Source organism: Brevundimonas sp. 357 (genome assembly GCF_003938605.1).
Taxonomy (GTDB): Bacteria; Pseudomonadota; Alphaproteobacteria; order Caulobacterales; family Caulobacteraceae; genus Brevundimonas.
This window is the reverse complement of record NZ_RHWX01000005.1, coordinates 38,044-61,338: the sequence shown is the minus strand read 5'-3', so window position 1 is coordinate 61,338 and position 23,295 is coordinate 38,044. Positions and strand designations below refer to the sequence as shown.

Annotated in this window: 19 protein-coding genes and 1 tRNA gene; 10 read left to right on the top strand and 10 right to left on the bottom strand. The window is 69.2% G+C overall.

What is annotated here, in order from left to right; genetic code table 11:
- Positions 1-2: 2 nt before the first annotated feature.
- Positions 3-812: a glutaminyl-peptide cyclotransferase gene (locus EGK63_RS05885; protein ID WP_243637594.1), complete on the top strand. Its 810-nt coding sequence runs from the start codon at positions 3-5 to the stop codon at positions 810-812.
- A 162-nt stretch (positions 813-974) separates the two neighbouring features.
- Here the strand turns inward: EGK63_RS05885 and EGK63_RS05880 are convergent, their stop codons facing one another.
- Positions 975-3,137, bottom strand: a complete 2,163-nt coding sequence (locus EGK63_RS05880; protein ID WP_125900369.1) for a primosomal protein N' — start codon at positions 3,135-3,137, stop codon at positions 975-977.
- 203 nt (positions 3,138-3,340) lie between these two features.
- Here EGK63_RS05880 and fsa point away from each other — a divergent pair, with 203 nt between their 5' ends.
- The 4 genes from fsa to EGK63_RS05860 all read left to right on the top strand — a co-directional run bounded on the left by fsa (position 3,341) and on the right by EGK63_RS05860 (position 6,740).
- A complete protein-coding gene (gene fsa / locus EGK63_RS05875) occupies positions 3,341-3,994 on the top strand; it encodes a fructose-6-phosphate aldolase (RefSeq protein ID WP_003166309.1) in 654 nt (217 codons plus the stop codon).
- Positions 3,995-4,018: 24 nt separating this feature from the next.
- Positions 4,019-4,720 carry a DUF484 family protein gene (locus tag EGK63_RS05870; RefSeq protein WP_125900368.1) on the top strand — a complete coding sequence of 234 codons (702 nt, stop codon included), beginning with the start codon at positions 4,019-4,021 and terminating at the stop codon, positions 4,718-4,720.
- An 11-nt stretch (positions 4,721-4,731) separates the two neighbouring features.
- Entirely contained in the window at positions 4,732-5,646 is a 915-nt protein-coding gene (locus EGK63_RS05865) for a tyrosine recombinase XerC (RefSeq protein ID WP_125900486.1), read from the top strand.
- Positions 5,647-5,711: 65 nt separating this feature from the next.
- The gene (locus EGK63_RS05860) at positions 5,712-6,740 is read left to right on the top strand and encodes an aspartyl protease family protein (protein WP_125900367.1); all 1,029 of its coding nucleotides are present in this window, start codon (positions 5,712-5,714) and stop codon (positions 6,738-6,740) included.
- Here EGK63_RS05860 and EGK63_RS05855 read toward each other — a convergent pair.
- On the bottom strand, positions 6,727-7,518 hold the full coding sequence (locus EGK63_RS05855) for an SDR family oxidoreductase (RefSeq protein ID WP_125900366.1): 792 nt from the start codon (positions 7,516-7,518) through the stop codon (positions 6,727-6,729). The two genes, EGK63_RS05860 and EGK63_RS05855, sit on opposite strands and share 14 nt — an antisense overlap.
- Positions 7,519-7,587: 69 nt before the next feature.
- Here EGK63_RS05855 and EGK63_RS05850 point away from each other — a divergent pair, with 69 nt between their 5' ends.
- Positions 7,588-8,160: a GNAT family N-acetyltransferase gene (locus EGK63_RS05850; protein WP_125900365.1), complete on the top strand. Its 573-nt coding sequence runs from the start codon at positions 7,588-7,590 to the stop codon at positions 8,158-8,160.
- Here EGK63_RS05850 and EGK63_RS05845 read toward each other — a convergent pair.
- From EGK63_RS05845 to EGK63_RS05835, 3 genes are all read right to left on the bottom strand, one after another.
- A complete protein-coding gene (locus EGK63_RS05845; protein ID WP_125900364.1) occupies positions 8,135-9,220 on the bottom strand; it encodes a DUF5694 domain-containing protein in 1,086 nt (361 codons plus the stop codon). The two genes, EGK63_RS05850 and EGK63_RS05845, sit on opposite strands and share 26 nt — an antisense overlap.
- Positions 9,221-9,359: 139 nt before the next feature.
- Positions 9,360-10,781 carry a dihydrolipoyl dehydrogenase gene (lpdA, locus tag EGK63_RS05840; protein ID WP_125900363.1) on the bottom strand — a complete coding sequence of 474 codons (1,422 nt, stop codon included), beginning with the start codon at positions 10,779-10,781 and terminating at the stop codon, positions 9,360-9,362.
- Between the two features lie 201 nt (positions 10,782-10,982).
- On the bottom strand, positions 10,983-13,826 hold the full coding sequence (locus EGK63_RS05835; protein WP_125900362.1) for a TonB-dependent receptor: 2,844 nt from the start codon (positions 13,824-13,826) through the stop codon (positions 10,983-10,985).
- A gap of 253 nt (positions 13,827-14,079) precedes the next feature.
- On the opposite strand from EGK63_RS05835, the gene EGK63_RS05830 reads away from it, so the two are divergent.
- On the top strand, positions 14,080-15,186 hold the full coding sequence (locus EGK63_RS05830; RefSeq protein ID WP_125900361.1) for a phytase: 1,107 nt from the start codon (positions 14,080-14,082) through the stop codon (positions 15,184-15,186).
- A 126-nt stretch (positions 15,187-15,312) separates the two neighbouring features.
- On the opposite strand, the gene EGK63_RS05825 is transcribed toward EGK63_RS05830, so the two are convergent.
- Positions 15,313-15,387 (bottom strand) — tRNA-Gly (locus tag EGK63_RS05825).
- A 272-nt stretch (positions 15,388-15,659) separates the two neighbouring features.
- Complete coding sequence (locus tag EGK63_RS05820; protein WP_125900360.1) at positions 15,660-16,442, bottom strand: SDR family oxidoreductase; 783 nt, start codon at positions 16,440-16,442, stop codon at positions 15,660-15,662.
- Positions 16,443-16,496: 54 nt separating this feature from the next.
- Here EGK63_RS05820 and EGK63_RS05815 point away from each other — a divergent pair, with 54 nt between their 5' ends.
- Positions 16,497-16,901 carry a YkvA family protein gene (locus EGK63_RS05815; protein WP_125900359.1) on the top strand — a complete coding sequence of 135 codons (405 nt, stop codon included), beginning with the start codon at positions 16,497-16,499 and terminating at the stop codon, positions 16,899-16,901.
- Positions 16,902-16,903: 2 nt separating this feature from the next.
- On the opposite strand, the gene EGK63_RS05810 is transcribed toward EGK63_RS05815, so the two are convergent.
- Positions 16,904-17,905: an NADPH:quinone oxidoreductase family protein gene (locus EGK63_RS05810; protein ID WP_125900358.1), complete on the bottom strand. Its 1,002-nt coding sequence runs from the start codon at positions 17,903-17,905 to the stop codon at positions 16,904-16,906.
- 110 nt (positions 17,906-18,015) lie between these two features.
- On the opposite strand from EGK63_RS05810, the gene EGK63_RS05805 reads away from it, so the two are divergent.
- Positions 18,016-18,891, top strand: a complete 876-nt coding sequence (locus EGK63_RS05805) for an isoaspartyl peptidase/L-asparaginase family protein (protein ID WP_125900357.1) — start codon at positions 18,016-18,018, stop codon at positions 18,889-18,891.
- Positions 18,892-18,997: 106 nt separating this feature from the next.
- Positions 18,998-21,853 (top strand): pitrilysin family protein, encoded by a 2,856-nt coding sequence (locus EGK63_RS05800; protein WP_125900356.1) that lies wholly within the window; start codon positions 18,998-19,000, stop codon positions 21,851-21,853.
- A gap of 160 nt (positions 21,854-22,013) precedes the next feature.
- Here the strand turns inward: EGK63_RS05800 and EGK63_RS05795 are convergent, their stop codons facing one another.
- Together EGK63_RS05795 and EGK63_RS05790 are read right to left on the bottom strand one after the other, a co-directional pair.
- Entirely contained in the window at positions 22,014-22,838 is an 825-nt protein-coding gene (locus tag EGK63_RS05795) for a serine protease (RefSeq protein ID WP_125900355.1), read from the bottom strand.
- A 10-nt stretch (positions 22,839-22,848) separates the two neighbouring features.
- Complete coding sequence (locus tag EGK63_RS05790) at positions 22,849-23,292, bottom strand: DUF350 domain-containing protein (RefSeq protein WP_003166326.1); 444 nt, start codon at positions 23,290-23,292, stop codon at positions 22,849-22,851.
- Between the last annotated feature and the right edge of the window lie 3 nt (positions 23,293-23,295).

The following is a 23,295-nucleotide window of genomic DNA, read 5'->3' as shown; positions in this document are numbered from 1 at the left end:
GCGTGCGTATCGGGCCGGTCCTGGCGACGCTTCTGCTGGCGCTTCCCGCGTCAGCGGCGGCGCAAGCGCCGGGGCCGGCCCCTTCTTCTTCCCCTCAGCCCGCACCGGCCCGCGTTCCGGTCTACGGCTATGAGGTGGTGCGGACCTTCCCCCACGACCCGACCGCCTTCACCCAGGGGCTGGTCATTCGCGACGGCGTGCTGATCGAGAGCACCGGCCGCAACCCCTCCAGCGTGCGCCGCGTGCGGCTGGAGGACGGCGTCGTGCTGCAGAAGCGCGATCTCGATCCTGAATATTTCGGCGAAGGCCTGACCGAGAAGGACGGCCGCGTCTTCTCCCTGTCCTGGATCAACGGCGTCGGCTTCATCTGGAGCGCGGACGACCTGAAGCCCGTCTCCCGCTTCGCCTATGCGGGCGAGGGCTGGGGACTGACGCACGACGGGACGCGCCTGATCCTGTCGGACGGATCGGCGGCCTTGCGCTTCCTCGATCCTGACACCCAGGCCGAGACCGGTCGCGTCGGCGTCACCCTGAACGGCCGCCCGGTACGCCAGTTGAACGAACTGGAATGGATCGACGGCGAGGTCTGGGCCAACGTCTGGCAGACCGACTACATCCTCCGTATCGACCCAGAGTCCGGCCGCGTGGTCGGCGTCATCGACCTCAGCGGCCTGCTGCCCAAGGATCAGGTGAAGGATCCGGTCGACGACGTGCTGAACGGCATAGCCTGGGACGCGCAGAACCGCCGCCTGTTCGTCACCGGCAAGAACTGGCCCAGCCTGTTCGAGATCCGGCTGACCGGGCCGCGATAGGCGCGGCCCTCGTCCCTTACCCCTCGCTCCATCGTCATCCTCGGGCTTGACCCGAGGATCGAGCGGCGGGCGCGCTCGCCCTCTCCAAAGTCGCGCAGGCGGATGGACCGATCCTCGGGTCAAGCCCGAGGATGACGGAGAGCGGGTAGGCGCCAGCGCGCCTTACAGGAAACTATAAGGATCCACGTCCACCGTCAGCCGCACCGAGGCCGGAACCTTCACCCGCGCCAGCCAGGCGCGCAGGAAGGCCTGCAGGTTCACGTCGCGGTCGGCGCGCACCAGCAGCCGCTTCCTCCGCCGCCCGCGCACCAGGGCCAGCGGCGCGTCGGCGGGGCCATAGACTTCCAGCCGTTCGGCGTTGGGGATGGCTTCAGCCAGGTCGCGGGCGACCTTCTCGACCGCCATGGCGTTCTCGCTGGACAGGATCAGCGCCGCCAGACGGCCGTGCGGCGGCAGGGAGGCGGCCTCGCGCTCGGCCATCTCCGCCTCGACGAAGGCGTCGCGGTCGCCCGCCGCCAGGGCCTGCAGCACCGGATGCTCAGGCGTCCAGGTCTGCAGCAGGGCGCGGCCCGGCCGATCCGCCCGCCCCGCCCGGCCCGTGGCCTGGGCCAGCAACTGATAGGTCCGCTCGGCCGCGCGCAGGTCGCCGCCGCGCAAGCCCAGGTCCGCGTCCACCACCCCGACCAGCGTCAGGCGCGGGAAGTTGTGGCCTTTCGCCGCAGCCTGGGTGGCGACCAGGATGTCGATCTCGCCGTCGGCCATGCTCTGTATCAGGGCGCGGGCCGACTTGCCGTCCGGCACGGTATCAGAGCTGAAGACCGCCGTGCGCGCCTGCGGGAAGAGCTGGCGCACCTCCTCCTCGACCCGCTCGACCCCCGGCCCGACCGGGACCAGAGAATCCTCGACCCCGCACGACGGGCAGGCCTTGGGCTTCGGCATGGAGAAGCCAGTCAGGTGGCAGACCAGCCGCCCGGTGTAGCGATGCTCGACCAGCCAGGAATCCGTATCCGGCGCCGTCAACCGATGCCCGCACGACCGGCACAGCACCACCGGCGCATAGCCGCGCCGGTTCAGGAACAGCAGGCTCTGCTCGCCCCGCGCCAGGGTCTCGCCGATGGCTTCACGCAGCGGCTGAGACAGCCAGGTCTGCGGGTCGGGCGGACATTCGCGCAGGTCGATCAGCCCGATCTCCGGCAGCACCGCCGCCCCGTGCCGCGCCGCCAGCTTCAGCCAGCGATAGCGGCCTTGATGAGCGTTCCACAGCGTCTCCAGCGACGGAGTGGCCGAGGCCAGCACCACCGCCGCCCCCTCGATCCGCGCCCGCGCCACGGCCAGGTCGCGGCCGTGATAAACCAGCCCCTCCTCCTGCTTGAACGAGCCGTCGTGCTCCTCGTCCACCACGATCAGGCGCAGGTTGGCGTAGGGCAGGAACAGGGCCGAGCGCGCGCCGACCACGATGTTGCAGCGCCCGGCGACCACCGCCTCCCACGCCTGTCGACGGCGCGGCGGGGCGACGCCGGAATGCCATTCGGCCGGGGCGACGCCGAAGCGGGCGGTGATGCGCTCGATCACCGCCTGGGTCAGGGCGATCTCGGGCAGCAGAATCAGCACCTGCGCCGTCGGATCGGCCCGCAGCGCCCGCGCCGCCGCCTCCAGATAGGCCTCCGTCTTGCCCGAGCCCGTCACCCCGTCCAGCAGGAAGGGCGCAAAGCCTCCCCCCGTCACGGCGTCGGCGATGGCCGTCGCAGACGCCGCCTGATCCGGGTTCAGGGTCGCGGGCGCATGGTCGGGGTCGGGCGGGTCGAAGGCGGCGACGGCCTCGACCTCGAACGCCTCCAGCACCCCTTCGTCGACCAGCCCCTTGACCACGCCGGACGAGACGCCCGCCGCCCGCGCCAGATCGGGGCCGGGCATGGCCCGCGCGCCCAACGCCTCCAGCACCGCCGTGCGCGCCGCGGTGGGGCGAGCGGGACTGCGCCCCTCGACGCGCCGCAACCGCCGCTCGGGCCGGGGCCGCGGCGCGCGCAGGCCCTTCAGCGCCGTCGCCGCCATCTCGCCGGGTGGGCTGAGGGTCCAGCGCGCCGCCCATTCGACGAAGTCCAGCGTCCGCTCCGGCAGACGCGGATCGTCCAGCACCTGCTCGACCGCCTTCAATCGCTGATTGGAGCCGGTTGTCTCGAACACCTCGGCCACCACGCCCCGGATCAGACGCGGGCCCAGCGGCACGGCGACCTGATCGCCGCGCGCGACCGTCAGCGCCTCGGGGACTTCATAGTCGAAGGCTTCCGGCACCGGCAGGGGGATGAGGACGGCGGCGACTTTCACAACGCGCCCTCGCACGCCCGCAACGCCGACGTCCGATACCGACGTCGCGCCCTGCCATGATCGCCGCCTTCCGCCACGCCCGGCGAAGCGATTTCAGACGATTCAGACGAATTGGACTCTGTTTTTTCGATCACGGAGTCTGAAACTTCCCTGGCCGCGAAAGACGGTCGCTTCCGTCACAACTCGACGCTAAAACTGGTCCCATGAAACTCTTTCTCGACACCGCCGACGTCGCCGTCATCAAGGACTTGCTGCCCACCGGGATGGTGGACGGCGTCACCACCAATCCTAGCCTGATAGCCAAGTCGGGTCGCAACATCGCCGAGGTCATCGCCGAAATCTGCGCCCTGGTCGAGGGGCCGATCTCGGCCGAGGCCGTGGCCACCGACTTCGAGACCATGGTCAAGGAGGGCGACAAGCTGGCCTCCATCGCCCCCAACGTCGTGGTCAAGCTGCCGCTGACGTGGGACGGCCTGCGCGCCACCCGCGCCTTCGCCGACAAGGGGATCAAGACCAACGTCACCCTGTGCTTCTCGGCGGCCCAGGCCATGCTGGCGGCCAAGGCGGGCGCGACCTTCATCTCGCCCTTCGTCGGTCGTCTGGACGATGTCGGCGCCGACGGCGTGGGCCTGCTGGAGGACATCCGCACCCTGTACGACATCCACGACTTCAGCACGGAAATCCTGGCCGCCTCGGTGCGCAATGCGGACCATGTGACCGCCGCTGCGCTGGCCGGCGCCGACGCCTCGACCATTCCGGCCGACGTTTTCAAGGCCCTGGTAAAGCACCCGTTAACCGACAAGGGGTTGGATGCCTTCCTGGCCGACTGGGGCAAGACCGGTCAGTCGATTCTATAGTTTCTGACCCGACGAGAGGTCCGCTTGAGCACTTCCCTGGACCTCTCTTCCGACCCAGCGGCGGGCTTGCATTGGCCGCAGGTGCGCGCCTGGCTGGGCGATCACGCCGAACACCTGCTGGATGATCGCGCCCTGCTGGAAGAGCTGGGCTTGGCCGCCACCGGGCGCAACGTCGTCGACTTCGGCCGCGCCGCCCTGGCGCGGCTGGAGGCCGTCGCCCAGCGCGAGGCGGGCGCGCGCAAGCTGATCGAAGAGATCGCCCGCGCCAACTTCGCCGCCCAGACCCAGACGCACGTCGCCGCCCTGGACCTGATGGAGGCCCAGAGCCACGCCGAACTGGCGCGCTGCCTGGACGCCGTGACGCAGGGGCGTTTCGGCCTGGCGGGCGCCGCCGTGGCGATCGAAAAGCCGGGCGCCGTCCCCTTCGGCTGGAAGGCGCTGGAGCCGGGCCGTGTCGACGCCCTGCTGGGCGAGGACGGCCTGCACTGGCTCGGCCCCAACTTCACCGGCCTCAGCCTGTTCGGCCCGGCCGAGGGCGAGGTGGCCTCGGTCGCCCTGGTGCGGATGAACCTGCGCCTGCCGGGCGCCGCCGCGCCCCGCGCCGCCCTGTGCGCCTTCGGCTCGGGCGAGGACGACGGCTTCACCCCCGCCATGGGCTGTGAACTGGTGGCCTTCGTCGCCCGCGTCGTCGAACGCATGGCCGAGCGATGGCCGCTGGACGCCTGACCGCCCCCTCCATGACTTCGCAGGACGCTCTGGCCGCCTGGCTGGAGCATCTGGCCCACGAGCGCCGCCTGTCGCCGCGCACGCTGGAGGCCTACGGCCACATCGGGCGGCTGTACCTGACCTTTCTGGAGCGCCATCGCGGCGGGCCGCAGAGCGCGGTCGACCTGGGGTCCGTCACGGCGGCCGAGGCGCGCGCCCATCTGGCCGAGCGCCGCAGCGGGGATCGCCCGCTGAACGCCCGCTCGCTCAGTCAGACCTTAGCCGCCATCCGGGGCTTTCATGCCTTCCTCGACCGGCGCCTGGGCGTGGCGACGCCGCAGCTGGCCCTGGTGCGCGGCCCTAAGGTCAAGGCCTCCCTGCCCCGCCCCGTCAGCGAGGATCAGGCCAAGGGCCTGCTGCACGAACCCGGGGCCGATCCCGACATGGAGCCGTGGGAGGCCGCGCGCGACCGCGCCGTCCTGACCCTGCTCTACGGCTGCGGCCTGCGGATTTCAGAGGCCCTTTCCCTGAAGCGGTCCGACGCCCCCCTGCCCGACAGCCTTCGCATCACCGGCAAGGGCGACAAGACGCGGATGGTCCCCGTCCTGCCGCAGGTGCGCGAGGCGACGCAGGCCTATCTGGCGCTCCAGCCCTTCGTCATCGACGCGGACCAGGCCCTGTTCCGTGCGCGGCGCGGCGGCCCTTTGAGCGCCCGTCATGTGCAGGCGACCGTGCAGCGGCTGCGGGGTCGCCTCGGCCTGCCCGCCTCGGCCACGCCCCACGCCCTGCGCCACAGCTTCGCCACCCATCTGCTGGGCGCCGGCGCCGACCTGCGCTCGATCCAGGAGCTGCTGGGCCACGCCAGCCTGTCGACGACGCAGAAATACACCCAGGTCGACGCCGCCCGCCTGCTGGCCGCCTACGCCCAGGCCCACCCGCGCGGCTGACTATTCAGCGCATGGAAAAGGCGCCAGATTTCGGGCCGGGATGATCGCGGGACGGGAGTTCGCGCGTGTGGACAGCCAACGCCCCTGAACCGTCTCTCGGCGCTGATCGGCGCACCCTGCTGACTCGATTGCTGTCGGCGGGCGGGCTGACCCTGGCGTCGCCCGTCATCGCCGCGCCCCAAGCTGACGCCCCTGCGCCTCCGCCGGACGGAGAGGCCCGGCTGCTGACCAATCTGCTGACGCGAATGGCGATCGAGGTCGATCTGGGGGCGCGCCGCAGCGTCTTCGTCATCGACACGGGGGCGGAACGCACCTCGATCTCGAACCAGTTGGCGCAAAGGCTTCAACTCGAACCAGGGCCGCTGATCCGCGTGCACGGGATCACATCGTCAGAGCTCGTGCCGACCGTTCGCCTGCCGCGCCTGGGCTTTTCACGCCGACGTTTCCTGGACCTGATCGCGCCGGTCTTCCCTTACGCCCTGCTGGGAGCGGACGGACTGCTGGGGCTGGACGCCTTGGCCCCGTTTCGCCTGACCCTGGACTTCCGGAACCGGCGCGTGCTGTTGGCGCCGTCTTTCGGGCCGGGATCGGCGGGCCTGTTCGGCGAGGGACGAGCCAGCCGTCTTCCCTCCGTCGAGAGTCTGTCGCACGAAGACCTGTTCCGCCGCCTGCTGATCACCCGCATCGTCGCAGACGGCGTCGATGCCGCGGCCTTCATCGACACGGGCGCGCAGTACTCCATCGGCAACCGCGCCCTGCTGCGAGCGCTGGACGCGCGCCTGGGCGGCTCCAGCCGCCCGCAGGTGCGCGTCTATGGCGTCACCGGCCAGTCGCTGACGGCCGAAGCGGGCCAGGTCGCGAACCTGCAATTTCACCGACGCGATCTGGGGTCCACGCCCCTGTTGTTCGCCGACCTGCACGTCTTTCATGTGCTGAACCTGATCGAGAGCCCGACCCTGCTGCTGGGCGCAGACGTGCTGACGCGCTTCAACCGGATCATTCTGGACTATGGCGCCAAACGCATCCGCTTCGGCGGGGTGATGCGGCGCTCGCCGCCGCTTCCTGCGCCCGCGCCTGGCGTCAGATCGCCCTGACCGCCCCCCCGTCGATGCGGATCAGGGAGCCGGTGACATAGCCCGCCAGCGGGCTGGCCAGGAAGGCGGCCACCGCGCCGAATTCCTCGGTCGTGCCGATGCGCCCAGCGGGGATGGACTTGACCGACTCGGCGCGCGCGTCCTGCGGCGTCGCGCCCGTGGCGGCGGCGCGGGCGGCGTCCAGCCGCTCGATGCGCGGGGTGTCGATCCGGCCCGGCAGCAGGGTGTTGACCGTCACCCCATTGGCCGCGACTTCGCCCGCCAAGGTCTTGGCCCAGGCCGCCACCGAGGCGCGCAGGGTGTTGGATACGCCCAGCGTCCCGATCGGTTCGATCACGCTGGTCGAGGCGACGTTCAGGACGCGCCCCCAGCCCATGGCCCGCATCCCCGGCATGACCCGGTCGGTCAAGCGGAAGACCGACAGCACCATGGCCTCGAACTGATCGCGCCAGACCGTCGGACCGAGACCCGCCACGCCCGACGGCGACGGCCCGCCGGTGTTGTTCAGCAGGATCTGGATCGGCCCGCCCAGCGCCGTCTCGGCGACGTCCACCGCCTTCAGCAGGGCGTCGTGGTCAGCCAGATCGGCCGGAGCGATGACCGCCTTGCCCGGCCCCATGACGTTCAGTTCGTCGGCCACGGCCTGCAGCTTGGCCGCATCGCGCGACAGCAGGGCCACATGCGCCCCCTCGGCCACCAAAGCCGTCGCCACCGCCCGCCCCAGGCCGCTGGAGCCGCCGCAGACCAGGGCGCGCTTGCCGGTGAGTTGAAGGTCCATGCCGATTTCCCGTTGCGATAGGCGATAGACTTCACATGTACGAAGCCCGACCGCCCAAACAAGGCTCCTATGTCGCTTCCGTCCCTGCCGATCGAAACCCGACGCCTGTCGCTTCGCCCCTTCCGTGCTGACGATTTCGAGGCCTACCGCGACTACCACGCTCGCCCCGAGGTCTATCGCTTTCTCTACGCTGCGCCGCCCGACGCCGAGGAGGCGCGCGCCGCCTTCACCGCCGCAACCCTTCCCGCATTCGCCAAGGACGGCGATGTCATGCGGTTGGCGGTCTCGCGCCGAACGGACAACGCCTTGTTGGGCGAGGTCTTGCTCAAACTCGCCAGCATGAGCGCGCTCCAGGCCGAAGTCGGCTACATCTTCAATCCCGACTTTAACGGGCAGGGTTACGCAACCGAGGCCGTCGGCGCCTTGGTCGCCGCCGGTTTCGCCACGCTTGGCATGCACCGCATATTCGCTCGACTAGACGCCGATAATCGCGGCTCCATCGGCGTGGTCGAACGGCTGCGCTTCCGGCGTGAGGCGCACCTGATCCAGAACGACCGTTTCAACGGCGTCTGGGGCGACGAATTCATCTACGCCGTGCTGGCCGCAGAATGGGCCGCTAACGCAGAACCGCGTCGGAACTGACCAGCCGCACGTCGTGCATCTGGTTCAGATAGGCCTCGTAATAGCCTTTGTGCGAGGCGCCGACGATGGTCAGCATCCGCGTGCCCGGATAGCGCCCCAGCACGTCGCGGATGTTGGCGACCATGCGCAGGTTGCGGGTCTCCCAATAACCGAGATAGCGTCGCCCGAACGCCTCGGGCGACGGCTCCACATGGGTCGCGCCGAAGTCGGAGCGATAGGCCGCTACGGCTTCAGCCGGATCATTGTAGGCCTGATACATCGCCAACAAGCCGCCTGGACGCTCCAGACCAGCGCCCAACGCCGCTGAGGCTTCCTTTCGCGCCTTTGAATTCGGATTGTCCCAAGATCCCATGATGGCCTGACGATAGCCCTCCTGCTCGTCCGGTCGAATGTCGGAAGAAGCCGTGTGGTCATCAACGGCCCACAACCTCTCCAGACCCAGACGCGCCGCCAGAGCTGCGGCGATCAGCTCGGTCTCATTGCGACGCGTCATCCGTCGGTTCAGTTCGGCAACCAACTCCTCCGTCAGCCCGTCCTGGGCAAACCGCTCGCTTTCAGGCAGACGCAGCCACTGGACCACGGCGGACGGTGCTTCTCCGGCGGCCAGAAAAAGTAGGGCGAGCTGTCGCCTCTGTGTTGACGAAGGCGTCTCCGGCCAGTCCGCCAGAACACGCTCGACTTCGACATTGGCGCCCGGAACATCCAATGCAGCGGCTTCACCGGCCTTGGCCGGATCATAGCAATAACTTCTAATCGTCGAGGCATAGCGTGTCGGCTGGCGTTTCATAGCATCGCACTGCAGACCCGAAAGGTTCTCGACCGCAATCGCCGTCGGTCGCCAAGTCGCCAACCGATCAAGCAAGGGCTCCAACAGCTCGGGCCGGAAGCTGTCCGGCAGGGCGGAAAGGTGCGGCGAGCCCAGCACCAGAACCTCATTGAACGCGCCTGCTGGAGGGCCTTTCAACTGGTCAGGGTGAAACGTGGGTCGATAGTCCTGCGCCGAGGCGACAGAACCGATCACCGCCCAGGCCGCCGCCGCCAATCCAATCGCCAAACGCATCGCTTCACCCTCGCTCCCGCCGTTTCGCGGTGAAACTGAAGATGGCCGCCGAGGCCAGCAAGTTAAGTTTCGGCAACGAAAAACGGCGCGCCCCGTGCGGAGCGCGCCGTTCAGATCGCGGTCTGAAAGCCGGTGAGGCTTACGCCTGCATGGTCCAGCCTTCGACGCCCATGGCCGCCTGGCGGACGGCTTCGGCGCGGGTCGGGTGCGGGTGGCAGGTGCGGGCGATGTCCTCGGACGAGCCGCCGAACGCCATGGTCATGGTCGCTTCGCTGATCAGCTCGCCGGCCTGCGGGCCATAGATGTGGACGCCCAGCAGCTTGTCGGTCGTCGCATCGGCCAGCACCTTCACGAAGCCGTCGGTCTCGTGGTTGATCTTGGCGCGGCTGTTGGCGGCGAAGGGGAACTTGCCCTTCTTGTAGTTGACGCCCGCGGCCTTCAGCTGCTCCTCGGTCTTGCCGACCCAGGCCACTTCCGGCGTGGTGTAGATGACCGACGGAACCAGGTCATAGTCGACATGGCCCGGCTTGCCGGCGATCAGTTCGACGGCGGCGACGGCGTCTTCCTCGGCCTTGTGAGCCAGCATCGGACCGTGGGTCACGTCGCCGATGACCCAGACGCCCGGCGCCGAGGTCTTGAAGTGGTCGTGGCCGACGAAGCCGCGCTGGTCCGGCGTGACGCCGACCGTCTCCAGACCCAGGCCCTCGGTGTAGGGACGACGGCCGATGGCGACCAGGACCACGTCGCCCTTGAGGGTTTCAGCGGCGCCGCCGGCGGCGGGCTCGACCGTCAGCTCGACGCCGTCCTTGACCGACTTGGCGCCCGTGACCTTGGTCCCCATGCGGAAGGTCATGCCCTGCTTGGCCAGGCCGCGCTGGAAGGCGGTGGCGACCTCGGCGTCCATGCCGGCGCCGACCTTGTCCAGGTATTCGACGACGGTGACTTCGGCGCCCAGGCGGCGCCAGACCGAGCCCAGCTCCAGGCCGATCACGCCCGCGCCGATGACGATCATGTGCTTGGGAACCTTGGGCAGGAAGAGGGCGCCGGTCGAGTCGATGACCTTGCCCTCTTCGAAGGCGACGCCCGGCAGCGGGGTCGGCTCGGAGCCGGTGGCGATGATGATGTTCTTGGCGTCATAGGTCGTCTTGGCGCCGTCGGCGGCCTCGACCTCGACCTTACCCAAAGTCCCGTCATGGCCGGCGATGCGGCCGCGGCCTTTCAGCCAGTCGACCTTGTTCTTCTTGAACAGGAATTCGATGCCCTTGGTCAGGGCCTCGACGCTGTCGTCCTTGGCCTTGTGCATCTGGCCCAGGTTCAGCTTGGGCTTCACCTCGATGCCGATGCCGGCGAAGTCCTTGCCCGCGGCCTCATACAGTTCCGAAGCGTGCAGCAGGGCCTTGGAGGGCATGCAGCCGACGTTCAGGCAGGTGCCGCCCAGGGTCGAGCGCATCTCGACGCAGGCGACCTTGAGGCCCAGCTGGCCGGCGCGAATGGCGGCGTTGTAGCCGCCCGGCCCGCCCCCGATGATCACCACGTCGTAGGTCTGGGAAGCGTCGGCCATGGAAGTCCTCTGATCGGTCTGGCGCAGGGTTCGGGAAACGGCGCGGACACTAGCGCCGACCCCGGCGGGGTCAACCGCCAGGCTCCATATAGGCCCGGTTTGCGCCCGGGGCCATGCCGACCAAAGGCAAAGCGGCCCAAAGCCGCAAGGCAAAAGGGCCGAGCGTCGCCGCCCGGCCCTCCGTTTCGCTTCACCGACCGATCAGTACTTGAAGCGCACGCCCATGAAGACGTTGTAGCCGAACTTCTCGTACTCATAGGTCCGCTCGCGCGAGCCGTAGTAGCGGACGCCCGCCGAGTCGGTCAGGTTCTTGGCCTCGCCGAACACTTCGACCCCGTTGCCGAAGTCGTAGGAGGCCGTGAAGTCCAGCTGCTCGCGGCCCTCGACGAACAGGTCGAAGTCGGGATCGTCGGCGTTGATCTCTTCCAGATAGTCGCTGCGCTTGGTGTAGCTGAGGCGGGCGCTGAAGCCGGCCATCTCGTAGAAGAGCGCCAGATTGTAGTTGTTCTCCGACTGGCCCGGCAGCGAGAACTTGTTGCGTCCGCCATAGGCCTGGGCCGTTTCGATCTCGGCGTCGGTCCAGGTGTAGTTGGCGAAGACGCCGAAGCCCGAGGCCCAGCCCGGCAGGAAGCTGAACTTCTGCTGCCAGTTCAGCTCCAGGCCCATCAGATGGCCGTTGGGGGCGTTGATGGGGGTCTCGAACTCGGCGTCGAATTCGGTCCCGTCGATCGTCACCTTGTCCTCGTACTTGAGGATGTAACGGTAGTCGGTCAGGTCTTTGTAGAAGGCGTTGGCCGACACCACGCCCAGCGAGGCGAAATAGTATTCCAGCCCGAAGTCGACGTTGTTCGACAGCGTCGGTTGCAGGTCCGGGTTGCCGATCTCATACGAGATGTCCGTGCCGTCGGTCTCTTCGATACGACGCGGGACGATCTGGTTGAACTCGGGGCGCGAGATCGAGCGCGTCAGGGCGAAGCGGCCGATCAGATTGTCCGAGAAGCTGTGACGGACCGTCAGGTTGGGGAAGAACTCGGTGTCGTCGCGATCGACCCGCGCCATGTCATAGGGCTTGGTGCCGTCGTTATCGATCAGGCTGGCGGCCTCGCCCTCGAACTTGGTGTTCTCGACGCGCAGGCCGAAGATGATGTTGGTCGCGCCGATGTCCAGGCGGCCCTGGGCGTAGGCCGACAGAATGTCTTCCTTGGCCGTATAGTCCGCCGCGATGGAATCCGCCGGACGGATCGGCGACAGCGGGCGCATCTGGCCGAAGTAGTCGTCCACCAGGCCATTGTTGAACTTCTTGCCCAACAGATAGTCGTAGTTACGCGAGTCCGAGCCCGTCAGCAGGTCGGCGTAGGACTGCGACGGCGCATGGGCGGCGTCACGGCTGCGGAAGCGGTCCTCGTCGGCCGAGACATCGCGGGTGCGGTATTTGCCGCCGAACTTCCAGGTGACTTCCCGGCCGCCGATAACCGAAGGCAGTTCGAAATTGGTCTGGAAGGTCAGTTCGTCCTGCTCGGTCGTGCTGGAACGGAAGGCGTTCTCGCGGAAGCGGTATTGCGCCGCATCCATGTGTTCGCCGGTCGTGAAGATCGAATAGGTCGGCTGGTAGTGATCGCCGGTGAAGTCATAGGTGACCGACGGCTTGGCCCGCGACCGGAACAGCAGTTCGTTGCGGTTCGGATAGGTCTGCTCGCTGCTGGCCCAGGAGATGTTGGCGTCCCACACGGCGCCGTTGCCGAAGATGCGCTCGGCCCCGGTCGTCAGGGTCAGGATCTCGTTCTTCTGGGTGCGGTGACGCAGCTGGCGCTCGACCGTCACCTCGTCGAAGGTCGCCTTGCGGTCGGTGGCGCCGGCCTGAAGGTTTCCTTCGTCATACGTCAGCAGCAGCTGGTTGCGGTATTCGTCGTCCTCGAACTGGGCGAACGAGCCGCGAACCCAGGCGCGATAGGCGTCCGACGGACGGAACTCCAGCGAGCCGTTGATCGACTGGCGCGTGCGCTCGGTGTCGTAGTCCTTGAACAGGCTTTCCTCCAGGGCGAACACCTCGCCGCCTTCGGGAGTCTTCATCTTGGTCCAGCCGGACTCGACGTTGTCGGGACGGCGGTTGGTCTTGGAGTAGGAGTAGGACAGCAGGCCGCCGAAGGTCTGGTCCGCGCCGAAGACGTTCGACGCCGTGGCGCCCGCGCGGATGTCCTCGCCGCCGTAGTCGTTGTAGCTGCCGCCGGCATAGCCGCTGACGGCCAGGCGGCGCTGGTCGAAGGCCGAGCGGGTCTTGATGTTGACGGCGCCGGCGATCGAGTCGGCGTCCTGGCTCGGCAGCAGGGTCTTGGAGATCTCGATGTTGGAGACGATGTCGCTGGGCAGGGTGTCCAGGTCGACCGCGCGCGTGCTCGGATCGACGGCCGGAACCGTCACCCCGTCCACCGACACGGCGGTGAAGGCCGACGGCGCGCCGCGCACGTTGATGTAGCGGCCCTCACCCTGGTCGCGCTGGATGGCGATGCCCGGCACGCGCTGCAGCGATTCCGCCACGTTCGGGTCGGGGTAGCGGCCGATGGCGTCGGCCGACAGGACGTTGATCACGCCATCGGCGTTCTTCTGCTGGTTCAGCGAGCGGGCCACGCCCTCGGTGATGACGCCGTTGACGATGACGTCGGCCACGGCGACCGCATCGCCCGAGCCCATCATGACGGTGACCGAGGTCAGGCGGCCCGGCGCGGCGGCGACCGTCTGGGTCGCGGTCGGCAGGCCGATGTAGCGGGCCTCCAGCGTGACCTGGCCCGAGACGCCGCCCAGGTTGAACTCGCCCTGGCTGTTGCTGACGGCGCGGCGGCCGCTGGCGCGGTCGATGATCTCGGCGCCCGGCAGGGGCGAACCGTCGGCTTTGACGACGCGACCGATCAGGCCGTCGCCCGCCGGGGCGGCCGCGACGGCCGGAGCGGCGTCAACCGCCACGTCGGCAGCCCTGGCGTCAGCAGCTTGGGCGGCGACAGCGAAAACCAGCGGCAGACTCGCCGCGCTGAGAAGAAGTCCGAGCTTCATGTCCATATCCCCGAAGGCCGGCGCCGCTTCTGGCGGCCCGGTTCCGGCGGGATGGCTAATGCGCCGCGACGACGCGGCTGCGACGGTTTCACGAAAAGGAATCTGCGAGCGGAACACGGGATGACGACAGTTCGTCCCGACGCGGATCATCCGTTGTCGAACCATCGCCGAACCGTCGCGGCGGCGCCGTTGACCGCTCGGTCGCGCGCGTGTTTCGGGCGGACATTCCTCATTCGGACGGAAAGCCCCGCTCATGCCCGCCTCCCTGCCCCTGCGTTCGCTCGCCGGCCTTCTGGCCCCCGCCCTGCTTCTGGCCGCCTGCGCCGGGCATGAGGCGGACTATCAGGGCGAGGGCGGCGGCTTCGTCGGCCAGGGCGCGCCCGTGCGCGCCGTGCTGGAGACGCCCTCGGTCGGCACGGTCGGCGACGACGCGGCCGACGATCCCGCCGTCTGGGCCTCGACGACGCCCGTGACCATCGGCGGCGTCCAGACCCCCGGCTTCGTCGTCGGCACCGACAAGAAGGCGGGCCTCTACGTCTACGGCTTCGACGGGACCATCCTGCAGTTCATGCCCGAGGGGCTGCTGAACAACGTCGACGTGGTCGAGGGCCTGAGCCTCGACGGCCGCCCGCAGTTGCTGATCGGGGCCAGCGACCGCACGCCGGGCCGCACCGGCGTCGCCCTCTATCTGTTCGACCCGGCCGGGACCGGCGACAACAAGGTGCGCTACTGGGGCTCCATCGCCACCGACGTGGTCGAGCCCTACGGCTTCTGCTTCGCCCGGCGCGGCGAGGAGGTTCACGCCGTCCTGGTCGGCCATGAAGGCGAACTGCGTCAGTTCATCGTCGCTGCCGGGACCGACGGCCGCCCCGCCGCACAGTTGGTCCGCCGCGCCGAGATCGGCTCCATCTCCGAAGGCTGCGCCGCCGATCCGGCGACCGACGCCCTCTATATCGCCGAGGAGAACGTCGGCCTGTGGCGCTACGGCCTCGATCCGGCTTCGGGCGGGACGCGCACCCTGGTCCAGCCGGTCGCGCCGGGGCTGCTGGTGGCCGACGCCGAAGGGCTGACGACGCTGACGGACGGCGCCGCGCGCTATCTGATCGCCTCAAGTCAGGGCGACTCGACCTTCCCCGTCTGGCGCATCGACGGCGCAGAGCCGCAGTACAAGGGCCGCTTCGTGGTCGTGGACGGGGTGGTCGACGGGGTGACGGGCACCGACGGCCTGGCCGCCCTGGGCGGTGCGGTCGGCCCCTTCCCCGAGGGCCTGGTGGTGATCCAGGACGACGTCAACGACACCGGAACCCAGAACTTCAAATACGTCGACTGGCGCGACATCCGCGCCGCGCTGGGGCTGTAGGGCAAGGGGTGCAGAACGTGAAAAGGCCCGACGCGATCGTCGGGCCTTTTTCATGTGCGGCGATGAACGGAGCGCAAAAGGAAACGGGGCCCGACCTTGCGGCCGGACCCCGTTTTCCCTTTCGACTGGAGCGGGCGAGGCGATTCGAACGCCCGACCCTCACCTTGGCAAGGTGATGCTCTACCCCTGAGCTACGCCCGCACTCCGTTGGGAGCGATGTGCTGCTCCCCGTCGAGGAAGGGGCGTATAGCGGACCGACTTCGGATCGCGCAAGCCCCTTTTTCGATTTTCGTCCAATCCGTCGGTTTTTTTCGAATAGCCCTGAAACTTCACACGAAAACGGCCCCCGAAACGCCCGCGCGGACGCCCCGAGGGCCGCTTCAAAACAGAGCCGTCCGCCCGTTATGCGCGCCCAGCCCGCTCAAGCAGCGAGCCGCCGCGCGGCGAGCGTTAGCGGCCTTCAGCCGCCTCGCTTAGCGAGGGGCGAGGCGAATAGCCCCGTCCAGACGGATGCACTCGCCGTTGATGTAGGTGTTCTCGGCCAGATGCAGGGCCAGGGCGGCGTAGTCGGCCGGCGTGCCCAGGCGCTTGGGGAAGGGGATCATGGCCGCCAGGGCGTCCTGCACCTTCTGGTCCATGCCCGCCATCATCGGCGTCCACATGATGCCCGGCAGGATGGTGTTGACCCGCACGCCCTCGTTCATCAGGTCGCGCGCCACCGGCAGGGTCATGGCGTAGACGCCCCCCTTGGACGCCGAATAGGCCGCCTGGCCGATCTGGCCGTCCTGGGCCGCCACCGAGGCGGTGTTGACGATCAGGCCGCGCTCGCCGTCCTCCATCGGCTCCAGCGTCACCATGCCCGCCGCCGACTGCGACAGGACGCGGAAGGTGCCGAACAGGTTGATCGAAACGGTGCGCTCGAACTGGACCATGTCGTGGGCGCGGATCTCGCCGGTCTCACGCTTGCGGCTGACGGTCTTCTGGCCGGTGGCGATCCCGGCGCAGTTGACGGTCAGGCGTTCCTGGCCGTGGGCGGCGCGGGCCTTGGCGAAGCCGGCGGCGACGCTGTCGTCCGAGGTCACGTCCACCTTGCAGAAGACGCCGCCGATCTCCTGGGCGATGACCTCGCCGCGCTCTTCGTTCAGGTCGAACAGGGCGACCTTGACGCCCTTGGCCGCCAGGGCGCGCGCCGTGCCTTCGCCGAGGCCCGAAGCCCCGCCCGTCACCACTGCTGCGATCGAAGCGTCGAGTTTCATGAAAGTCGTCCTATATTCGATTGAACCGAGTGCTCGTGCGAGGATTTAGCGGCCATGACCGCAAAGACCAACGGGGTGTCGCCCGATGACGCCATCAATCCTGAAAAGGCTCTGGTTCCCGCCGTGCAGAAGGTGAACGAGATGCGCGTGCGCAAGGGCTTCTGGCCCAAGATGCGACGCACCGCCGCCCGCATCCCCTTCGCCGGACAGGCGATGGCCGCCTGGTACGCCGCCCAGGATCCCAAGACGCCGCTGGCGGCCAAGGGGCTGATCCTGGGGGCGCTGGCTTATTTCGTCATGCCGGTGGACGCCATTCCCGACATCTTCGCCGGCATCGGCTTCACCGACGACGCGGCGGTGATCGCGGCGGTGCTGGCGACCCTGGGCGCCCACCTCAAGCCCCGCCACCACGATCAGGCGGCGCAGGCGCTGAAGCGGCTGCGGGAAGACGAGGGCTAGACCTAGTCCTCCACCTTCACCACGATCTTGCCGACGGCCGAGCGGTCGCTGAGGGCCTGGATGGCCTCATGGGCGCGCTCCAGCGGGAAGGTGCGGCTGACGCGCGGCTTGATCTTGCCCTCGGCGTAGAGCTGCATCAGCTCGGCCATGTTGGCGGCGTGGGCCTTCGGATCGCGGGCGACGGCGGCGCCCCAGAAGACGCCGACCACCGACACCGACTTCAGCAAGGTGAGGTTCAGCGGCAGCGACGGAATCCCCGCCGGGAAGCCGACCACCAGATAGCGGCCGTTCCAGTCCATGGCGCGCAGGGCCGGCTCGGCGTAATCGCCGCCCACCCCGTCGAAGACCACATCGGCGCCGTCGCGGCCGGTCGACAGCTTGAACTCGCCCGACAGCTCCTTCTGGGCCGCCTTGTCCATCGGGCCGGAGGGGTAGATCAGGCCGTTGTCGGCGCCCAGTTCCAGCGCGAACTCGACCTTGTCGTTGGTCGAGGCGGCGGCGACCACGCGCGCGCCCATCGCCTTGCCCAGCTCGACGGCGGCCGCGCCGACGCCCCCTGCCGCGCCCAGCACCAGCAGGGTCTCGCCCGGCTGCAGCTGCGCCCGATCCTTCAGGGCGTAGTAGCTGGTGCCGTAGGTCATGATGAAGGCGGCGGCGGTCTCATAGTCCATGCCGTCGGGAATGGGGATCAGGCTGTCGGCCTTGACCTTCAGCCGCTCGACCATGCCGCCCCAGCCGGGCACGGCGACGACGCGGTCGCCCCGGAACACGCCCTTCACCCCCTCGCCGACCGCGTCGACGACGCCCGCGACTTCGGCCCCCGGCGCGAAGGGGCGCTCGGGCTTGAACTGGTATTTGTCGGCGATGATCAGGGCGTCGGGATAGTTGACGCCCACGGCCTTGACCTCGATCACCACCTCGCCCGGACCGGGCGTGGGGTCCATGATCTCCTCGACGACGAGCGATTCCGGGCCGCCGGGGGCCTTGGACAGGACTGCACGCATAGGAACTCTTTTCAGCTATCCCCCCATCGGCCATGGCGCCGACACGCCGGCGACGCTAATCAGCCTGCGGCCCGATGCAAAGAGACCGAATGGGTTCTGAGGAGACGATCATGGCGAAACCCGCCCTCATCCTTCACGGCGGCGCAGGCGCCCGGCGCGAGCGCAACTACGACGCCGAGGTCGTGCACATGCGCGAGGTGGTGGAGGCGATGAAGGCGCGGCTGGACGCCGGGGCCTCGGCCCTGGACGTGGCGGTCGAGGCGGTCGTCATGCTGGAGGACTCCGGCCTTTATGTCGCCGGACGCGGCGCCTCGCCCAATCTGGCGGGCGACTATGAGCTGGACGCCAGCCTCATGGACGGCATCACCGGCAAGGCCGGGGCCGTCGCCGCCCTGCAAGGGTTCCGCAACCCGGTCGTCGCCGCCCGCGCGGTGATGGACCGCACCCCCCACGTCATGCTGGCCGGAAACGGCGCCGCCCGCTTCGCCGCCGAACAGGGCCTGGCGCGCGTCGAAGACCCCGAGACCTGGTACACCCGCGCCGGTCAAGGCGAGGATAACCATCCGCCCAGCGGCCTGAGCCACGGCACCGTCGGCTGCTGCGTGCTGGACAGCCGGGGCCGTTTGGCGGCCGCCACCTCGACGGCGGGCGTGTTCGGCAAGATGCCGGGCCGCGTCGGCGACACCCCCATCCCCGCCGCCGGAACCTGGGCTGACGAGCACGCCGCCGTCTCCTGCACCGGCCAGGGCGAGTATTTCATCCGCGTCGCCGCCGCCGCGCGCACCGCCTTCGGCGTGGCCGCCGGTCAGTCTCTGGCCGAGGCGTCGCAAGCGACCATCGACCGCATCGGGGCCCTGGGCGGCGACGGCGGCCTGATCGCCCTGGACCGTCACGGCAACATCGCCCAGCCCTACAACAGCCAGGGCATGAAACGCGCCTGGCTGGCGACCGATGGCGGCGTCGGCGTCGAGGTGTTTGGACGGTAACGTCTCCCCGTTTCATTACAGCTCCGTAAGGTGCGCGGCGGCGCTTCGCCCTGCTAGGCTTTCGGCGCCCGTTTCTTCGACTGCGGGCGTTGGAAAGCCGCCCCTCATGAAGAAACGCCTGATCCTGACCGCCTGCGCCTCGGCGCTGCTGCTCGGCCTGCCCGCCGCCGCCCCGGCCTGGGCCAAGGCGCCGCCCGCCGCCGCGTCGACCGCCCAGAGCGGGGTCGAGGTGCCGCCGCTGGGCTTCGCCAAGCGGGTGCTGGCCAACGGCATGGAGGTCTATACGGCGCGCGACGCCTCGACCTCCAACGTCACGGTGCAGGTCTGGTATCGCGTGGGGTCAAAGGACGATCCGGCGGGCCGCTCGGGCTTCGCCCACCTGTTCGAGCACCTGCTGTTCAAGGCGACGAAGAACATGCCGTCCGAGACGTTCGATCGTCTGACCGAGGACGTCGGCGGCTTCAACAACGCCTTCACCGCCGACGACGTGACTGCCTATTACGAGGTCGTCCCGGCCAACCACCTGCAGCGCATCCTGTTCGCCGAGGCCGACCGCATGGGCTCCCTGGTCGTCGACGAGGCGAACTTCGCCTCCGAGCGCGACGTGGTGAAGGAAGAATACCGCCAGCGCATCCTGGCCAGCCCCTATGGCCGCCTGTTCGGCCTGTTCACGCCCGAGACCATCTATCAGGATCACCCCTATCGTCGTCCGGGCATCGGCTCGATCGAGGAGCTGGACGCCGCGACCCTGGACGACGTGCTGCGCTTCCACGCCACCTACTACCGGCCGGACAACGCCATGCTGATCGTGGCGGGCAATTTCGATCAGGCGCAGCTGGACGGCTGGGTCGACGAATACTTCGCCCCGCTGAAGCGTCCGTCGACGCCCATGCCCGCCAATGACGTGAAAGAGCCCGAGCCGACCGGCCCGCGCACCGCCACCTACTATGCGCCGAACGTGCCCCTGCCCGCCGTCGCCCTGGCCTGGAACACCGTGGCCTACAAGGACGCCGACCGCGCAGCCCTGACGGTGCTGGACGGCATCCTGTCGACCGGCGAGAGCAGCCGCCTGTACCGCTCGCTGGTCTATGACAAGCAGATCGCCGCCTCGATCGGCTCCAGCCCCGACTTCGCCCAGCAGGCGGGCAATCTGACCGCCTACGCCATCATGGCGGGCGGCGAGACGGTCGAGACCGGCAAGGCCGCGCTTGAGGCCGAGATCGCGCGCCTGCGCGACGAGCCCGTCACCGCCGCCGAACTGGCCGAGGCCAAGAACGAGCTGGTCGCCGACGCCCTGCGCGGGCGTGAAAGCATCGACGACCGCGCCACCACCCTGGGCATGGCCCTGATCATGACCGGCGACGCGACCGCCGCCGACCGCGAGATCGCCGAGATCCAGGCCGTCACCGCCGCCGACGTGCAGCGCGTGGCCCGCCGCTATCTGACGCCGCAGCGCCAGATCACCATCAACTACCTGCCCGCCAACGACGCCAACGCGCCCAGCGAGCAGAAGAAGAACGTCGACGCCCCCGTCACGGTCGCCTCCCTGGCTCCGGCCGGTCCGGTCGCCGTCCTGCTGCCGGAAGCCGAGCGCGCCCGCCTGCCCCAGCCGGGGCCGGAAGTGTCGCCCGCCACCCCGGCCATCGCCGACTTCCGTCTGGACAACGGCCTGCGCGTGCTGGTCGCCCCGACGCAGGGGCTGCCGCTGGTTTCGGCGCGGCTGAACCTCAACGCCGGTTCGGCCCATGATCCGGCGGGCAAGCCGGGCGTGGCCTCCATGACCGCCGCCCTGCTGACCCAGGGCACGACGACCAGGGCCGCCCCGGAAATCGCCACCGCCATCGAGCAGCTGGGCGCCAGCATCGGCGCGGGCGCGGGCGCCGACTTCACCAATGTCTACGCCAATGCGCCCAAGGACGTGTTCGGCCAGACCCTGACCCTGATGGCCGATCTGGTGCGCAACCCGACCTTCGCCGCCGAGGAACTGGAGCGTCAGCAGTCCCAGACGCTGGACGGCCTGCGCGTGGCGCTGAGCCAGCCGGGCTCCGTCGCCTCCCAGTCGGTGGGCCGCGTGATCTACGGCGACGCCCCCTACGGCGCGCCGGGTTCGGGCACGGTGAACAGCATCCCCGCCCTGACGCGCGACGATGTGGCGATCTTCCACTCCGACCGCTTCCGTCCATCGCAGGCGACCCTGGTCTTCTCGGGCGACGTGACCCCGGCCGAGGCCCGCGCCCTGGCGGATGAAGCCTTCGGCGACTGGCGCGACGCCGGTCCGGCGCCGGCCGCCATCGACAAGGCGGGCCAGGCCCTGGCCCCGCGCGTCGTCGTCATCGACCAGCCGGGCGCCGGCCAGGCGGCGGTCGTCGCCGCCATCCGCGGCGTCAGCCGCACCGACGCCGACTTCTTCCCGCTGACGGTCGGCAACACCCTGTTGGGCGGCGGCTACTCCTCGCGGCTGAACCAGAAGATCCGCATCGAGAAGGGCCTGTCCTACGGCGCCGGATCGTCGCTCGGCGCGCGGGCGGACGCGGGCGTCTTCACCGCCTCGACCCAGACCAAGAACGAATCGGCGACCGAGGTCGTCGATCTGATGCTGGCCGAGATCGGCAAGCTGGGCGACGCACCGGCGACCGAGACCGAACTGGCTCCGCGCCGCGCCACCCTGATCGGCGCCTTCGGCCGCTCGCTGGAGACGGTCGACGGCCTGGGCGGCCTGGTCGCCAACCTGGCCCTCTACGACCTGCCGATGAGCGATCTGGCCGACTACGCCGGGCGCGTCCGCGCGGTCACGCCGCAACAAGTCGAAGCCGCCTTCGCCGAACACCTGCCGGCCGACCGGGCCAGCCTGGTCGTGGTCGGAGACGCCTCCAAGTTCATCGACGGCCTGCGAGCCAAGTATCCGAACGTCGAGGTCATTCCGCTGACCGAACTGAACCTGGGCAGCGCCTCGCTGAAATAGGGCGCCGGGCGATCTTTTCCTCCCCATGCAAATGGGGAGGGGGACCGCGAAAGCGGTGGAGGGGCTAGGACGGCGGAACCAAGCGGCCCCTCCGTCTCGTCGGCTTCGCCGCCGATCCACCTCCCCGTCCGCTTCGCGAACAGGGAGGAAACTCATTCACTCACGTCGTCAGGCAGACCACCTGGGCGACCCGCAGATCCTGACGCAGGCGGTCGGAGACGGCGCCGTAGTTCTGGGTCGTCACCGCCTGGCCGAGGGCGGCTTCGTCGGCGCGCTGCTGGGCGCCGACCGTGGGGACGAAGGTGTCGGGCGCCGTGGTGTAGATGCGGCCGCGCCGAGGCGACTCGGCGATGGTCACGCCCAGCACCCGCCCGCGACGATCCAGCACCGGCGCGCCGGACAAACCTGACAAGGTGCCCTTCAGCCCGCTCGTACGGCCGGCTTCGGCCCAGGCCAGCACCGGCTCGTCATAGGAGCGGTGACCGCGTATCTTCAGCGTCTCGCGGCCGATCAGGCGCGAGGCCACCTCGCCCGGCCGCCCCTGGGGGAAGCCGGGATGGAAGGCGCGCTGGCCCTTGTAGAGCGGCGCCTGGGGCGCGATCGGCAGGGCGGGCGGCCCGCCGTCGGTCAGCAGCAGGGCCACGTCCGCCCGCGCGGCCAGGCGCACGTCGGCGGCCAGGGCGCGGGTCTTGTCGATCACCAGGGCCGGCTTGCGGCAGCCCTCGACCACATGGCGCGCGGTGATCCAGCGCCCGTCCCCGGCGATGGAGAAGGCCGTGCCCGACACCGGCTCATGCTCGTCCGAGGTGTCGACCGTGACGGACGGATCAAAGGGGGTGATCGGCCCCAGCAACGGCCCTGTCGGTTCTTCGGCATGGAAGTCGTGCGGCGCATCAGCCCGCTCGCCCCGGTTCAGGGACGCAATCAGGATCACCCCGATGACGGCGGCGTAGATGGTCCAGTCGGGAAGGTGGGGAAAGCGCAAGGCCGCCCCCTCAACCCGTCAGGGCGGCCGCCAGGATCAGGGCGGTCGACAGCTTGGCCCCGGCCAGGACCACGGCGGCGGAGGTCTCGCCCTTCTCTATCCGTTGCGGCAGGCCGTGCAGCAGGAAGTCGACGACGCGGAAGGCCAGCAGTTGCAGCACCACCGTCGCCACGCCCCAGATGGCGATGTCGCGGATCGAGGTCGACACCGACAGGGACACCGCCAGCGGAATGGCCAGGCCGACCAGCACTCCGGAAAAGGCCACGGCGGCGGCCGGGTTGCCCTGGCGGATCAGGGCGATCTCACGCCACGGCGTCAGCAGCGCATAGACCGCCGCCCCCGCCGCCAGCAGGCCGAAGGTCACGGCCAGGTGCAGCATCAGGATCGGAAAGCCCGTCGCAAACGCCTGGAGTTCAGGCGTCGACAGCACGCCCGGCAACGACGAGGTCTCCATGAC

Bases quoted from the DNA above. Each gene is read 5' to 3' on its own strand.
- EGK63_RS05830 (WP_125900361.1), top strand. From the start codon at position 14,080: ATGCCCGCCTCCCTGCCCCTGCGTTCGCTCGCCGGCCTTCTGGCCCCC.
- EGK63_RS05845 (WP_125900364.1), bottom strand. From the start codon at position 9,220: ATGCGTTTGGCGATTGGATTGGCGGCGGCGGCCTGGGCGGTGATCGGT.
- EGK63_RS05820 (WP_125900360.1), bottom strand. From the start codon at position 16,442: ATGAAACTCGACGCTTCGATCGCAGCAGTGGTGACGGGCGGGGCTTCG.
- EGK63_RS05855 (WP_125900366.1), bottom strand. From the start codon at position 7,518: ATGGACCTTCAACTCACCGGCAAGCGCGCCCTGGTCTGCGGCGGCTCC.
- EGK63_RS05835 (WP_125900362.1), bottom strand. From the start codon at position 13,826: ATGAAGCTCGGACTTCTTCTCAGCGCGGCGAGTCTGCCGCTGGTTTTC.
- EGK63_RS05850 (WP_125900365.1), top strand. From the start codon at position 7,588: ATGTCGCTTCCGTCCCTGCCGATCGAAACCCGACGCCTGTCGCTTCGC.
- fsa (WP_003166309.1), top strand. From the start codon at position 3,341: ATGAAACTCTTTCTCGACACCGCCGACGTCGCCGTCATCAAGGACTTG.
- EGK63_RS05815 (WP_125900359.1), top strand. From the start codon at position 16,497: ATGACCGCAAAGACCAACGGGGTGTCGCCCGATGACGCCATCAATCCT.
- lpdA (WP_125900363.1), bottom strand. From the start codon at position 10,781: ATGGCCGACGCTTCCCAGACCTACGACGTGGTGATCATCGGGGGCGGG.
- EGK63_RS05810 (WP_125900358.1), bottom strand. From the start codon at position 17,905: ATGCGTGCAGTCCTGTCCAAGGCCCCCGGCGGCCCGGAATCGCTCGTC.
- EGK63_RS05800 (WP_125900356.1), top strand. From the start codon at position 18,998: ATGAAGAAACGCCTGATCCTGACCGCCTGCGCCTCGGCGCTGCTGCTC.
- EGK63_RS05790 (WP_003166326.1), bottom strand. From the start codon at position 23,292: ATGGAGACCTCGTCGTTGCCGGGCGTGCTGTCGACGCCTGAACTCCAG.
- EGK63_RS05805 (WP_125900357.1), top strand. From the start codon at position 18,016: ATGGCGAAACCCGCCCTCATCCTTCACGGCGGCGCAGGCGCCCGGCGC.
- EGK63_RS05865 (WP_125900486.1), top strand. From the start codon at position 4,732: ATGACTTCGCAGGACGCTCTGGCCGCCTGGCTGGAGCATCTGGCCCAC.